Genomic DNA, 15,064 nt, shown 5'->3' with positions numbered 1-15,064 from the left:
GCGGCGACGTGGGACTCGCAATCATCTGGAAATACTAACGGAGAACAATCCCATCTCGAAAAATAGGGATTGAACATCTCGGCGTTGGCTCAATGCCATGCCGTGTCGCGCCGAAAAGCGCAGCATCACGCTGCGCTTTGGCCTAACCTCAATTCGACGAAGACGAAGTCGGCTTGTTGCGCCACCCCGCCCCGAGACCGCCCAGCAACGCGGCGAGCGGCTGCTTCGACTGCTGCTTTTGAGGCGCGGCCGGCGCGGGCTTGTCTTCGGCCTTGCTGCGCGCGGCCGGCGAAGGCTCGTAGGGCTTCAGGAAGAAATCGTCGACGGGCTGCGCGCGATGATGATGCGCTCGCTCGAACGACGGCGCACGGCGGTGTGCGCCGCGCTCGCTGCGGCCATCACGTCCCTCGCGGCTTTCGTACCCGTCACGCTCGCGGCGGCGGCCGCCGCCCTCGTGATGCGCCACCGGCACGTCGACCACGAGGCGCTCCACCGTCAGGGGGCGCTTGATCAGCTTCTCGATATCGGCGAGCTGCTTCTTCTCGTTGGGGCTGCACAGCGACAGCGCGTCGCCCGAAGCGCCCGCGCGGCCCGTGCGGCCGATGCGGTGCACGTAATCTTCGGCGTTGAACGGCAGGTCGAAGTTGATGACGGCAGGCAGTTCGGCGATGTCGAGGCCGCGCGCGGCCACGTCGGTGGCCACCAGCGCTTCGATTTCGCCGCGCTTGAAGGCGTCGAGCGCTTGCATGCGCTCGCTTTGCGTGCGGTCGCCATGGATCGCGGCCGCCACGATGCCCTGCTTCTCGATCTGGCGCGCCAGGCGGCTCGCGCCGATCTTGCTGTTGCAGAACACGATCACCTGCTTCAGACCGCGGTCGCGGATCAGTTGCACGACCGCGCCGGTCTTGTCGCCCTCGGCAACTTCGTACACCACCTGGGTGACGTTGGTGGCCGTGGAGTTGCTGCGCGCGACCTCGATGGTCTGCGGCGTGCGCAGATAGGTCGCGGCAAGCTTCTTGATTTCGCCCGAGAACGTGGCCGAGAACAGCAGCGTCTGACGCTCCTTCGGCAGCAGGTTCAGGATGCGTTGCAGGTCGGGCAGGAAGCCCATGTCGAGCATGCGGTCGGCTTCGTCGAGCACGAGCATCTGCACCTGACCGAGGTTCGCATTCTTCTGCTGAACGTGGTCAAGCAGGCGGCCCGGCGTCGCGATCAGGATTTCCACGCCGCGGCGCAGCTCGTCCGACTGCGGATTCATGTCCACGCCGCCGAACACCACCGCGCTGCGCAGCGGCGTGTGCACCGCGTAGGAGCGCACGTTGTTGGCGACCTGGTCGGCCAACTCGCGCGTGGGCGTGAGGATCAGCGCGCGCACCGGATGGCGCGCGGGCGACGCGCTCGTATTCGCCATCGGCAGCAGGCGCTGGAGGATCGGCAGCGAAAAGCTCGCCGTCTTGCCGGTGCCGGTCTGCGCCGCGCCCATCACGTCGCGGCCCGTGAGCACGACGGGGATCGCCTCCGCCTGGATCGGCGTGGGCGTCGTGTAACCCTGGTCCTGGATGGCCCGGAGAATTTCGGGTGCAAGGCCAAACTGGTCGAAGGTCGCAGTGCTGGGCTTGACGGCTGTGTCGGACATGGTGTCTTCGCTATAAAGGCGCTTTTCGCGCAAGGCGCGGGAGCGCCTCAAATGTTCACTGCAAGTCGATGCAGGGTTACTGCCGGACAATGCCCGGGCATGCCGCGCATTGCACATCGATGCCGGGCCGCGCCACGCATGGGGCGCTGCACCCCGCGGCGACGGGCGAAACGCTCGCTCGCGCGGGCCGCCCGCCATGCGCCTGGCCCGAGGAGACGGTCTGCCGGTGACGGGGCGCTGGCTCCATTGCCGCGCACGCTCGGGCTCAACCCGGCCAGTCTCGCTCGATCCCGGATGGTTCCGGCGGGCCCGCTGGCCCGTTGGTCAAAATGGCTCGATCGGCTTCGCGCCGGCGGATCACGCCAGCGGCTGCCAAAGTTTCACCCGCCGCTCACGGCAAACACACGAACGCCGGGCAAACGCGAAGCAACCACAAGCAGGCACAATCGGCTGAAAGGCCGGTATTGTAGCACCTTGGCATAAATCCCTATGGCAGCGGGTCATGCGTTCTGCAACACGGCGCACGGACGATTCCCGCGCGCCGCGCCGGGCGATAGCACCCTTTTTTCAGACGCACAGCTCACCACGTCTCGCGCATCACCATCAGGCGCAGTTCGGTCATGTCCTCGAGCGCGTAGCGCACGCCCTCGCGCCCGAGTCCCGAATCCTTCACGCCGCCATACGGCATGTTATCCACGCGAAATGACGGAATATCGTTGATCACCACGCCGCCCACGTCGAGCCCGTCCCAGGCGCGGTGCGCATTGGCGAGCGAATCCGTGAACACGCCCGCCTGCAAGCCGAAGTCGCTGTCGTTGACGATTTCCAGCGCCTGGCCGAAGTCGTCGAAACGCTCCAGGATCGCCACCGGTCCGAACGCCTCCTTGCGGTAGAGGTCGGTGTCGCGGCCCACGTTTTCGAGCAGCGTCGCTTCGAACATCGCGCCGTCCACCTTGCCGCCCGCGATGATCTTCGCGCCCGCCAGCACCGCGCTCTCCATCCAGCCCGCCAGGCGCTTCGACTCGGATCCGGAAATCATCGGCCCGACAAAGGTTGTCTCGTCCTTCGGGTCGCCCATCTTGAGCGTCTTGACCTTGGCGATGAGCTTCTCGCGCAGCGTGTCGTAGAGCGACGCGTGCACCAGTATGCGCTGCACGCCGATACAGCTCTGCCCCGACTGGTAATACGCGCCAAACGCGAGCCGGTCCACGACGTAATCGAGCTTGCCGCCCTGGTCGCCGTCCACCACGGCCGCCGCGTTGCCGCCCAGCTCCAGCACCACTTTCTTCTTGCCCGCCTTCTTCTTGAGGTCCCAGCCCACCGCGGGCGAGCCCGTGAACGAGAGCAGCTTGAAGCGCTCGTCGGTGGTGAAGAGATCGGCGCCGTCGCGGTGCGCGGGCAGGATCGAGAACGCGCCCTTGGGCAAGTCGGTTTCCGCCAGCACCTCGCCGATGATGAGCGCGCCCACCGGCGTGCGGCTCGCGGGCTTGAGCACGAACGGCACGCCCGCCGCCAGCGCCGGCGCGACCTTGTGCGCGGCCAGGTTGAGCGGGAAATTGAACGGCGAAATGAACGAGCACGGCCCGATCGGCACGCGCTTCACATAGCCGTGATAGCCCTTCGCGCGCGCCGAAATTTCCAGATTCACGATATCGCCGTTGATCCGCACGCTCTCTTCGGCGGCCACGCGGAACGTGTCGATCAGGCGCGTGACCTCGCCGCGCGAATCGTTGATCGGCTTGCCCGCTTCGATGCACAGCGCCATCGCCAGCTCGTCGAAGCGCTCGCGAAAGCGCGCGACACAATGGTCGATCACGGCCTGGCGCTTGAACGGCGGGAATGCACGCATGGCGGGCATGGCGGCTTCCGCGGCGGCGATGGCCTGATCGATCGCTTTCGCATCGGCAAGCGCGACGCGCGTGGCGACTTCGCCGCTGTATTTATCGGTGACTTCGAGGTCGGTGTTGGCGGCGACGGCCTCATTGGCCAGGTAGTACGGATAAGTCGGTTTGAGCATGACGGGTTCTCCGTGGGTGCGGCATCAAAGCTGCGCGCTCAGGCGCTTGATCTCGCGATTGAGCACGCGCTCGTTGTCCGAGTAGTCGATAGGCACGTCGATCAGATGCACGCCCGGCTGCGCGAAGCACTGCTCGATGAGCGGCTTGAGTTCGTCCGCCGCGCCCACGCGATGTCCATGCGCGCCGTAGCTCTGCGCATAATCGACGAAATCGGGGTTTTGCAGCGTCATGCCGTAGTCGGGGAAATTCATGTTCTCCTGCTTCCAGCGGATCATGCCGAACGCGTCGTCGCGCAAGAGCAACACGACGAGATCGAGCTTCAGGCGCACGGCCGTCTCGATCTCCTGCGAATTCATCATGAAGCCGCCGTCGCCGCACACGGCCACGACCTGGCGCTCCGGATGCACGATCTTCGTGGCGATGGCCGAGGGCAGCCCCGCGCCCATCGAGGCGAGCGCGTTGTCGAGCAGGATCGAATTGGGCTCGCGGGCGCGGTAGTAGCGCGCGAACCAGATCTTGTACATGCCGTTGTCGAGACAGAGCATGCCGTCCTCGGGCATGGCGGCGTACACGTCGTGCACGAGCCGCACCGGGTACATCGGAAAGCGCGCGTCGTGCTGGCCTTTGGCGAGATGCGCCTCGAAATGGCGCTTGATCTCCTCGAAGCGCGCGAAGTCCCACACGTGCTCGCGCGACTTGAGACTCTGCTTGAGTTGCCACACGGCGTTGGCGATATCGCCCACCACCTCGATCTGTGGGAAATACACCGGGTCGACTTCCGCGCCGAGAAAATTCACGTGGATGACGGTCTTTTCCTCGGCGCTGCGCATGAAGAAAGGCGGCTTTTCGATCACGTCGTGGCCGACGTTGATGATGCAGTCGGCGTGCTCGATCGCGCGGTGCACGAAGTCGCCGTCCGAGAGCGTGGCGTTGCCGAGCCACAGCGGGTGCGATTCGTCGATCACGCCCTTGCCCATCTGCGTGGTGAAGAACGGGATGCCGGTTTCGTCGACGAATTCGCGCAGCACGTTGCGCGTGGTCTTGCGATTGCCCCCCGCGCCGATCATGAGCAGCGGATGCTTCGCCTTGCAGATCGCAGCGACCGCATGCGCGACCGCCTTTTCCTCGGCCACGGGGCGGCGGCTGAAACTCTTCGGAATAGGCTTGCCGTCGCCCTCTTCGTCGGCCACGTCCTCGGGCAGTTCGAGATGCACGGCGCCTGGGCGCTCCTGCTCGGCCTGGCGAAACGCCTCGCGCACGAGCGCCGGAATATTGCCGATGGAGACGATCTGGCGCGCGTACTTGGTGAGCGGCTCCATCATGCGCACCACGTCGACGATCTGGAAGTGGCCCTGCTTGCTCGACTTGATGGGCTTCTGGCCCGTGACCATCAGCATGGGCATGCCGCCCAACTGCGCGTAGGCGGCGGCGGTCACGAAATTGGTGGCGCCGGGGCCGAGCGTGGAAAGGCACACGCCGGTGCGCCCCGTCAGCCGTCCGTAAGTAGCGGCCATGAAGCCCGCGGCCTGCTCGTGGCGCGTGACGATCAGACGAATCTTCGAGCGACGCAGCGATTCGAGCAGATCGAGGTTCTCTTCCCCGGGAATACCGAACACATACTCGACGCCTTCGGCTTCGAGCGCCTTCACGAACAGATCCGATGCTTTCATCGACCACCTCGTTGGCATGAGCGTGACCGGCGGCGCGGGCGGCAGCCGGCCTTCGCGTAGGCCGACAGGTTACTCCCGCAAGGCGGATTGCGTCGGGAAGCGGGCGCGGCGCGTCAGCGCATGATCGTCGCGCAGCCGGAAAGCACCGGCTTCGGGCTTTCGTCGGACATGGTGTCGTAGAGGTCGGCGCCCGGTCCCTTGGTCCACCACGTGTAGCGATCGGCGACGTACTTGACGCCCGAGGCGGCGATCACGCCGACGAAAAGGAGCTTGCGGCCCTCGACCGGCACGAGTGCGAAGCTCTGGCCGTTGGCCGCATTGAGATAGGTGACCTTGAAGGTCTTGCCGCTCGCGCAGGTGTAGCCGAACGTGTGACGCGCCTGCACCTGGATGTCGCGCACTTCCAGGCCGCCGGCGCCGGCCGCGCTCGCAGGAAGCGCGGCGGCAAGTCCGCATGTGAGCGCGAGCGCGGCGCATGCGCGCAGCGCGCCCTTTGAAATACGCCCGCCGGTTGAACAACGCCCGTCAGCACCGCTTCGACCAACGATCATCTACGTCCTCCGTGAGTTGCCAGGGCACCGCTTGCCGCATTCCACTCGCGCGCAACGCTCAGGGATCGATGGCGGCCGCGCAGGCGTCGGTGGGCGTGGCGGCCGCATGGCCGACCAGCGGCACGATCTTGAGCCCCGCCGACACCACGCGGCACGGCGCGGCCGCAAGCCCGCAGCCCCCGAGCCCCGACACGCCCAACACCCCCAATACGACAGTGACCGAACGCACCCGTTGCAACACTTTCAGCTTTTTCATTCCCATCTTTTCACTGTTGGCTGACACGATAACCCGGGACGCGCGACGGCGCCCTCATACACGTCTTACCCGGCCGGCTTGGCCCCCGCCTCTCTCTACAACGCGCCGGCCAGATTCTCACTGCGAAGCGTCGCCCGCCACCGGACGCACGGCCGCGGCCGCCGCGCGGGCGCGCGTGCGGGCCTCGTCGGTGTCGGCGCCCGTCGCGAGCGCGACGCCCATGCGGCGCTTCACGAAACTCTCGGGCTTGCCGAACAGACGCAGGTCCGCGCCCGGTACGGCAAGCGCCTGCGCCACGCCCTCGAAGGCGATGCCGCGCGCGTCCATGCCGCCATAGATCACGGCCGATGCGCCCGGAGCGCGCGCCGTCGTATCGACGGGCAGGCCGAGGATCGCGCGCGCATGCAGCTCGAACTCGGAGAAGCGCTGCGAGGCGAGCGTGACGAGGCCCGTGTCGTGCGGACGCGGGCTCACTTCCGAGAACCACACTTCGTCGCCGCGCACGAACAGCTCGACGCCGAAAAGACCGCGGCCGCCCAGCGCCTCGGTCACCTTGTGCGAAATCTCGCGCGAGCGCTCGAGCGCCTTGGCGCTCATCGGCTGCGGCTGCCACGATTCGACGTAGTCGCCGTCCACCTGGAGATGGCCGATCGGATCGCAGAAGTACGTTTGCACCTGGCCGCTTGCCGGATCGATCGCGCGCACGGTGAGCTGCGTGATCTCATAGTCGAAGTTGATGAAGCCCTCGACAATCACGCGCCCGCGATTCACGCGGCCGCCCGCGAGCGCGTACTCCCACGCGCGCTCGACGTCGGCCTCGCTGCGCACGACCGACTGCCCCTTGCCCGACGACGACATCACCGGCTTCACCACGCACGGGTAGCCCACCTTGGCGACGCCGGCCTTGAGCTCGTCGAGCGAATCGGCGAACGCATAAGGCGAAGTGGCGAGGCCGAGTTCCTCGGCGGCGAGGCGGCGGATGCCCTCGCGATTCATCGTGAGCTGCGCGGCGCGCGCGGTGGGGATCACCTCGGCGACACCTTCGGCTTCGACGGCGGCGAGCGCGTCGGTGGCGATCGCCTCGATCTCGGGCACGACGAGATGCGGGCGCTCGGCATCGATCAGCGCGCGCAGCGCCTGGGGATCGGTCATGTCGATCACATGCGCGCGATGCGCGACCTGGTGGCCGGGCGCGTTCTCATAGCGGTCGACGGCGATCACCTCGACGCCGAGACGCTGCAACGCGATGATCACTTCCTTGCCGAGCTCCCCCGCGCCGAGCAGCATGACACGGGTGGCGGAGGCGGAAAGCGGCGTGCCGATGCGGGGGCGGGTTTGCATGATGTCTCCAGAATGACGGTGCGGCGGAAATGCGCGAGAGCGCCGATGTTAACACGCGGCCCCGCCGCCGCGAGGCGCTGCGCGGCGCGAGTGCGGGCGCGAGGGATTGGCCGGGCACACGTTTGCTCTCGCGTGCCGCAGCGTGGTGCGTTACGCTTACGCCTTCGCTGATTACGAGGAACGATGCGATGCCTATCTGCATGAACTTGCGCATGAACTTGCGCGAGAGATTGCGCCCCGCGCGGCGCATCTCCGCGCGACTGCTCGCCTCGCGCGCCGCGCCGCTCGCCGCCGCCCTGCTGGTTTGCGCATGCAAGCTGCCGGTCCACACGGACGCGTCGGCGCCGCTGCCCGACCCGTTCAATCCCGCCACCGTGCAACTCCTCGACAACACGCACTGGCAGCTCGTGGAATGGAAGCGCACCGACGGCACGCTGCGCGCCGTGCCGAGCCCGGATCTCAATGCCGGCAATGCCGAGGGCCCTGACGCCCGCCCCATCACGCTCGACCTCTCGACCGAAAGCGGCCAGCGCCGCGTCAGCGGCTTCTCGGGCTGCAACCGCTACTTCGGCGCCTACACGCTCAAGAACGGCCTGCTTGCGTTCAGCCAGCTCGGCGGCACGCGCATGGCCTGCATGGGCGCGGGCGGCGAGATCGAGGGCGACTATCTCCAGGCGCTCTCGCACATCGCGCGCTCCGGCGTGCAGATGCGTCAACCGCAGGCACTATTCCTCGTGCTGGAAAACGGCGACCGCCTGAGCTTCGCCGAAGCGGCAGCCGCACCGGGCTCGACGCCGGGCGCCGCCTCCGACGCCAAACCGGCGCAGTGAGCGCCGCACACACGAACAGCCGCGCCCTCGCCCGGCGCGGCTCTTTTTTTGTTGCGCGCGAACGAAACCGGCGCGCGCAGGGTCTTTCACGTGTCGGGCACGCCGCGCACCACGGCGCTTGCGCAACACCGCATCAAGACGGATCGCGGCGAGCGCCGGTCGAGCGGTTACACTCCACACGTCGCACACCTTCTATACGTTCATCTTTGGCATGCACACGGTAGTTCCTGGCTGGTTCGGCATATCGGCCGTCTGGTTCATCCCTCTGATCTGGCGTCTCGTTAAATCCGTGCTGCCGGGCGGCGCGGGCCTGCGCGGCCCAGGCACCATCCGGCTCTGGCTCGGCTTCCTTGGCGTGCTCGTGGCGAGTTGCGCGCTCGAAGCGACGCTCATCGACATCGCCGGCTTCAACGCGCTCGGCCATGCGCTTTCGGGCGGATTCGGCAAGCTCATCGGCCACGTGGCCGCGCCGCTCGCGATGACGGCGCTTCTCATCGTGAGCTTGCCGTGGCTGCTCGACTTCCATTGGCGCGAATTCCTCGCCTGGGCCGACATCTCGCTCGGGCTCGGCCTGAACATCCGCGCCTCGCGCGCGAACGACGACAGCCCGCGCCGCGAGCGCCGCAGCCGACGCGCCGCGACCGACGACGGACTGCCGGCGCACAGCGCGCCCACCGTGAACCCGTCGATGCCGGCAGACGGCGCGCGGCGCAAACGGCCGACCATCTGGAAGCCGCCTGCGCGCGAAAGTCGCGAAGGCAGAGACAGTCGCGAAAATCGCGAAGGTCGCGACAGCCGCGACGGTCGTGATGGCACGCGCGCGGCAGGCGCGATGGCGGCCGGGTTCGGCACGGCTACGACCGCCGCAGCGAGCCAGAGCGCGGCCCCGGGTGCGACGCCGTGGCGTGTCGAGCCGGGCTTCCGTGCTCCCGCCGACCCCTCGGCCGCGTTGGCGCGCACCGAGCCGAGCGCACCCACCGACTGGCTGCGCGCCACGCGCGCGCCACTGCAAACGCCGCCGGCCGGCATGACGCGCGCGCCCGTGGAGCCGCCGCGCGCTCCGCTGCAACAAGGCGCGCCGCTGGGCGACGTTCGTCGTGCGGCACCCGTCGCTACGGCGGCACAAGGCGCATCCGGCGTCGCCGCGCAGCCCAATGCGCCATGGCGCGCGGAGCCGGGCCCCGCGCGGCCGGCCATGTCCGCCGCGATGGCGGGCGCACGCGCAGCGTCTGTCGCAGTGCATGGTGCGCCGCTTGCTGGTGCCGTGGCTGCGACGGCTGCGGCCGCGCGCGGATTGTCGGGTGCAGGCACGCTCGCACCGCCGGACCTGGGCGGCTTGCAACCCGCTTTGCAACCCGCTGCACAATCCACTGCGCAACCTGCGTCACTACCCACTTCGCAGTTCACCTCGCCGTTTGCTCAACCCGCCACGCCGCGCCGCAATGTGCCGCCGCCGGCGGCGGGCAGCACGGCCGCGCGCGCCGCAGCCGCCGCGCCGCCCCGCGTGGCGAAGCCGCCGCGCCCCTTCGTGTGGCAGGGTCAGCCCGCGCGCGTGGACGCCCGCGCGCCGACGACCGCACCGCTCATGGACGCGCCGCCCGCAACGCCCGCCTACTCGCGCCCCGCGCCCGCCAGCACGGCGCGGCCGGATGCCCCGCTCTCGATGAGCGTGCTCGAAACGCTGCGCTCCATCGAGGAAAACGCCGCGCGCTGGACGACGCTCGCGGGCGCAAGCCTCGCGCGCCGCAATCTCGACGAAGCCACCGCGTTCGCACCTGCGGAAGCATCGCCCGTGGAGCCGCTCGCGCAGTTCCCGACCGTAGCGCCGCAAATCTCGACGGCCATCGCAACACCAACCGCCCAGCCGGCGGCAGTCGCGCCGATCGAGCACACACAATTCGTGCCGCAGCCGGACGAGACGACGCCACACAGCGAAGCGATCGCGGCCCCTGCTGTCGCGCCTCAACCGTTCGCGCCACCCGAGGCGCTTGCAAGCGCACCAACGCCGTGGCAACCGGCACGCCCGCGCATGGACGCACCCGCCTTGCCCGCTGACGATGCGAACAACGCGCCGATCGAGGCAACGCACGTTTCGCAGCCGGTGTCGTTGCCGCCATCGCTGGCGAGCGCGCCCGAGCAAACCGCGGAACCCGCGCCTTGGCCGACGCTGGATCACGGCATGCCGTGGATCCTGCTCGACGACGAACCGTCGGACGAGCCCCTGACACAGACGCAAGCCGAAGAACCCTTCTTCACGTTCATGCCGGAGCCTGAGCCGGAGCCGCTGCCGGTCGCACCGTTCGTGTCCGCTACGACTCCTGCCACGAGTCTCAGTGCCGCACCTGGCGCGACGCCCATTGCCCCGCGCGAGCCCGTAGTGCCGACCACGCCGGTTGCCGCGAGCGAACCGGTCACGCAGCCTGCGACGCCCGCGCCGCACGCGGCACCTGACACGCCCGAGCTGTCGAATATCGTGCGCTTCCCGCGTTTCGTGCGCGAAGCGCACCTCGACGCGGAGACGGCCGAAGCGCCCGCGAGCCAGGCAGCGCCCGTCAGCGAACCGATGCTCGAGGCGACTGCCCGCATCGACACCGCCGATACCGATACGCGATCGAAGGCGGATCTCGACGAGGCTGCGCCCATGGAGTCGGCGTATGGCACCTACGGCAACGCGTTCGAATCGTCCTCGCGCGCGACACCGGCGTACGTCGCGACCACGCACACGCATCCGGTTCCGGCAGCGCCGTTCGAGCCAACGCCTGAGGATGAGCCTGAGCAACCCGCCCACGAACCGTTCGCGTACGTGGCGCACAGCGAAGCGAGCAGCATCGGCACGCCGACCGCTTCGTTCGATCAAGCGCCCGCTGTCACGCACGCCCCGGCGGAAATCGCACCGGCCATTGCGCCACCGCTAACCCACGCGCCCGAAGCGCGCATCGAGCCGCCGCACCACGCGCCACTCACCGCGCCCGTTGCTCCGGACGACGCTCCTGCGCCTGCCGCCACGCCGCCGTGGATAGCCGAGCCGCAACCGGAAAGCGACGCGCCGTCAGAACCCACGTTCACGCCCGAGCCCACGCCAGCCGTTGCCGCGTTCACGGCGCCTGTAGCACCGGTGGCACCCGTAGTCCCGGTAGCGCCCTTGACGCCCGTGGCACCCGTGGCACCCTACCCCGCCGTCACTGCCGTGACCGGCGACGCGACGAACATCGCGCCCGTAGCACCCGTAGCACCCGTAGCACCCGTAGTCCCGGTAGCACCCTTGGCGCACGTGGCACCCGTGGCACCCTACCCCTCCGCCGTCACTGCCGCGACCGGCGACGCAACGAACATCGCGCCCGAACCTGCCGAAGCCCCCGAGCCGCCCGCCCAACGCGCGCCCGTGCGCGGCCACGCGCCCACGACGTTCGTGTTCCAGCCGCTCAGCGCATCGGCGGTGGAACTGCCGGGCCTCGACCTGCTCGATCGCGCCTCCAGCGAAATCGAGCCCGTTTCCGAACAAAGGCTCGCCGAAACGAGCCAGCTCATCGAGCAGCGTCTCCAGGAATTCAAGGTGCCCGTAACGGTGGTCGGCGCCTCGGCAGGGCCGGTCATCACCCGCTTCGAAGTGGAGCCCGCGCTCGGCGTGCGCGGCAGCCAGATCGTCGGCCTCATGAAGGATCTGTCGCGCGGCCTTGGCCTCACGTCGATCCGCGTGGTCGAGACGATTCCCGGCAAGACCTGCATGGGCCTCGAATTGCCCAACGCGCGCCGCCAGATGATCCGCCTCTCCGAGATCCTCGAATCGGCGCCGTATCACCGCTCGCAGTCCAAGCTCACGATCGCGATGGGCAAGGACATCGTCGGCCATCCGATCGTGACCGACCTCGCTAAAGCGCCGCACATGCTCGTGGCCGGCACGACCGGTTCGGGCAAGTCGGTGGCGATCAACGCGATGATCCTCTCGCTCCTCTACAAGGCGACGCCCGAGGACGTGCGGCTCATCATGATCGACCCGAAGATGCTGGAGCTTTCGGTGTACGAAGGCATTCCGCATCTGCTCGCGCCGGTCGTGACCGACATGAAGCTCGCCGCCAACGCGCTCAACTGGTGCGTGGGCGAGATGGAAAAGCGCTACCGGCTGATGTCGGCCGTGGGCGTGCGCAATCTCGCGGGCTTCAACCAGAAGATCCGCGACGCCGAAGCGCACGAGAAGAAGATCGGCAACCCGTTCTCGCTCACGCCCGAAGCGCCCGAGCCGCTCTCGCCGCTGCCGATGATCGTGGTCGTGATCGACGAGCTCGCGGACCTCATGATGGTCGCGGGCAAGAAGATCGAAGAATTGATCGCGCGTCTCGCGCAGAAGGCGCGCGCCGCCGGCATCCACCTGATCCTTGCGACGCAGCGTCCTTCGGTGGACGTCATCACGGGCCTCATCAAGGCGAACATTCCGACGCGCGTGGCGTTCCAGGTGTCGTCGAAGATCGACTCGCGCACGATTCTCGACCAGATGGGCGCGGAGTCGCTGCTCGGCCAGGGCGACATGCTGTTCCTGCCGCCGGGCACGGGCTACCCGCAGCGCGTGCACGGCGCGTTCGTCGCCGACGAGGAAGTTCACGCCGTCGTGGAGTACCTGAAGCAGTTCGGCGAGCCCGAGTATGTCGAAGGGATTCTCGACGGCCCGGCCGGCGAAGGCGCGCCGCAAGACCTGTTCGGCGAGTCGCCCGAGGCCGAAGCCGACCCGCTCTACGACGAAGCGGTCGCGTTCGTCGTGCGCACGCGGCGCGCGTCGATCTCGTCGGTGCAGCGGCAGTTGCGCATCGGCTACAACCGTGCCGCGCGCCTCGTCGAACAGATGGAAGCGGCGGGTCTCGTCTCGCCGATGGGCATCAACGGCAGCCGCGAAGTGCTCGTGCCCGGCGGCGGCCAGGGCGAATAAAGAAGGCGCGCCTTGCGCCTTCTTTACTCAACTCAAGACGTCACTGCGCGACAAACTTGAAATCGACCGGCGAGCCGATATCGATGCGCTTCGGGTTCGGCTCGAGCAAGCCGGTCTGCTGATCGCGGCGGAACACGTAGACGGTATCGCTGTTCTGGTTGCCGACGATGAGCCACTGGCCGCTCGGATCGATCGCGAACTCGCGCGGCGACTTGCCGAGGCTCGACTGGCGCCCCACGCGCTTGAGCTTCCCGCTGTCGCCATCGACGGCAAAGATCGAGATGTCGTTGGCGTCGCCGCGATTCGAGACATAGAGGAACTTGCCGTCCGGCGAAAGGTGCAGCGCCGCCGCGCCCTGCGTGCCCTTGAAGCCCGGCTCCGCCAGCTTCTCCACCTGCTCCAGCTTCATATGCCCGTCGTGATAGGCGAACACCGTCACGGTGGCGGCCAGCTCGCTCGTGAGATACGCGTGACGGCCGTCATTGCCGAAGATCAGGTGACGCGGACCGCTGCCTGACTTCACATCCGTGTAGCGCCATTCAGTCGGGCTCACCAGACCGCGGCTGCCGTCCGGCGTATAGAGATAGGTCCACAGCTTGTCGGTGCCGAGATCCTGCGTGAACAGGTAGTGGCCATCCGGCGAGAACACCGTCGAATGCACGTGCGCGTTGTCCTGACGCCCCTTCACGGGACCGCCGCCCTCGTGATGCACGGTGAGCACGGATTCACCGAGCTTGCCGTCCTGCTGCACGGGCAACACCGCGAAGCTGCCGCCGGGGTCGGCCGCGACCGAATAGTTGGCGACGAAGAGATAGCGTCCATCCGGCGAGAGGCTCAGGTAGCACGGATCGTTGCCCTGCGCCGACACCTTGTTGAGAAACGTGAGCTGACCGCTCGCGGCGTCGAAGCCGAACGCGCTCACGTCGCCGCGCAGGCTCGCGGGGCCGTTGTCGCCGGGCAACTCGTTCACCGCATAAACGTAGCGATTGTCCTTGCTCACCACGAGATAGGACGGGTTCACCGTTTTCGCGACGCTCACCGGTTGCGCGTCGCCGGTTTTCGTGTCGAAGCGGTAGACGTAGAGCCCCTCGCTCTTGCCGCCCGTATAGGTGCCGACGATGAGGTTGTAGACACCGCCCGCGCTCGTGGAAGCGGATTGCGACGTCGATTGTGAGGTCGATTGCGCGAACGCAGGCGCCGCTGCGACGGAAGCCATGATGACGAAACCTTTGATGAGCTGGGTGAGGCGCTGCGCGGGCCCGCGCGCGCTGCGGCGCGCACGCGTACTTGCGCGAGCCGATGAGCGAACCGATGAGCGGGAGGGCGCGGGCACGGCGATTGCGGTGGCACGGCGAAGCAACATCTCGACCTCCTTTTTCTTGTCGATGCGATGGAGCGGATCGGCATCGCGCGACGGCGGCGAGCGCCGGGCCCTCGGCGCGAAGCCGCCCCATGTCGTGTGACGCCGGGCAAGACCGGCCCAGTATAAGAGAGCTTGCGCGCCGCCGCCCCGCACGCGCGCAGCACCCCGCGGAACACGCATACGGAACACCACCACGCAGCAACACCACGGAGCCGTCATGAACATTCACGTCGCCATCGGGCCGCTCGTCGCGCTCATCGCAGGCATTCTGATTCTCGCCGTGCCGCGCCTGCTCAACTACATCGTCGCGCTGTACCTCATCATCATCGGGATCATCGGCCTGTTCGGCGTCGGCGGCCATCTCTGATGTTTGTTGACGTCTGCGCAGCAAGTATTTGCGCGTGTTGCCGCGCAAAACGCGTTGCGCGGCCCCCCTCGCTGCCACTACTCTTGTGCGTGCATGCCGCGAAACTGCGGCAAG

At 67.8% G+C, this 15,064-nt stretch carries 10 protein-coding genes; 3 read left to right on the top strand and 7 right to left on the bottom strand.

Annotated elements, in window-relative coordinates; genetic code table 11:
• Positions 1-148 precede the first annotated feature (148 nt).
• The 6 genes from C7402_RS32940 to purT form a co-directional block, all read right to left on the bottom strand.
• Entirely contained in the window at positions 149-1,636 is a 1,488-nt protein-coding gene (locus tag C7402_RS32940; protein WP_116613682.1) for a DEAD/DEAH box helicase, read from the bottom strand.
• 580 nt (positions 1,637-2,216) lie between these two features.
• The gene (locus C7402_RS32935; RefSeq protein WP_112174317.1) at positions 2,217-3,653 is read right to left on the bottom strand and encodes an aldehyde dehydrogenase family protein; all 1,437 of its coding nucleotides are present in this window, start codon (positions 3,651-3,653) and stop codon (positions 2,217-2,219) included.
• Between the two features lie 24 nt (positions 3,654-3,677).
• Positions 3,678-5,324 (bottom strand): acetolactate synthase large subunit, encoded by a 1,647-nt coding sequence (locus C7402_RS32930; RefSeq protein WP_112174318.1) that lies wholly within the window; start codon positions 5,322-5,324, stop codon positions 3,678-3,680.
• A gap of 113 nt (positions 5,325-5,437) precedes the next feature.
• Positions 5,438-5,875 (bottom strand): MliC family protein, encoded by a 438-nt coding sequence (locus C7402_RS32925; RefSeq protein ID WP_116613637.1) that lies wholly within the window; start codon positions 5,873-5,875, stop codon positions 5,438-5,440.
• 58 nt (positions 5,876-5,933) lie between these two features.
• Positions 5,934-6,131 (bottom strand): DUF6726 family protein, encoded by a 198-nt coding sequence (locus tag C7402_RS32920; protein WP_224038491.1) that lies wholly within the window; start codon positions 6,129-6,131, stop codon positions 5,934-5,936.
• Positions 6,132-6,248: 117 nt separating this feature from the next.
• Positions 6,249-7,472, bottom strand: coding sequence for a formate-dependent phosphoribosylglycinamide formyltransferase (purT, locus tag C7402_RS32915; RefSeq protein ID WP_116613636.1), 1,224 nt, complete (start codon positions 7,470-7,472; stop codon positions 6,249-6,251).
• A 212-nt stretch (positions 7,473-7,684) separates the two neighbouring features.
• Here purT and C7402_RS32910 point away from each other — a divergent pair, with 212 nt between their 5' ends.
• Positions 7,685-8,302 carry an META domain-containing protein gene (locus C7402_RS32910; protein ID WP_112174376.1) on the top strand — a complete coding sequence of 206 codons (618 nt, stop codon included), beginning with the start codon at positions 7,685-7,687 and terminating at the stop codon, positions 8,300-8,302.
• Positions 8,303-8,513: 211 nt separating this feature from the next.
• Positions 8,514-13,220 (top strand): FtsK/SpoIIIE family DNA translocase, encoded by a 4,707-nt coding sequence (locus tag C7402_RS32905; protein WP_116613635.1) that lies wholly within the window; start codon positions 8,514-8,516, stop codon positions 13,218-13,220.
• A 40-nt stretch (positions 13,221-13,260) separates the two neighbouring features.
• Here C7402_RS32905 and C7402_RS32900 read toward each other — a convergent pair whose 3' ends face one another.
• The gene (locus tag C7402_RS32900; RefSeq protein ID WP_208949051.1) at positions 13,261-14,583 is read right to left on the bottom strand and encodes a lactonase family protein; all 1,323 of its coding nucleotides are present in this window, start codon (positions 14,581-14,583) and stop codon (positions 13,261-13,263) included.
• A gap of 217 nt (positions 14,584-14,800) precedes the next feature.
• Here C7402_RS32900 and C7402_RS32895 point away from each other — a divergent pair, with 217 nt between their 5' ends.
• A complete protein-coding gene (locus C7402_RS32895; RefSeq protein WP_091998393.1) occupies positions 14,801-14,950 on the top strand; it encodes a DUF3096 domain-containing protein in 150 nt (49 codons plus the stop codon).
• Positions 14,951-15,064: the final 114 nt, after the last annotated feature.

Source organism: Paraburkholderia unamae, assembly GCF_003096875.1.
GTDB lineage: Bacteria > Pseudomonadota > Gammaproteobacteria > Burkholderiales > Burkholderiaceae > Paraburkholderia > Paraburkholderia unamae.
The sequence above is the reverse complement of the archived record's forward strand: the minus strand, read 5'-3'. Positions and strand labels throughout refer to the sequence as shown.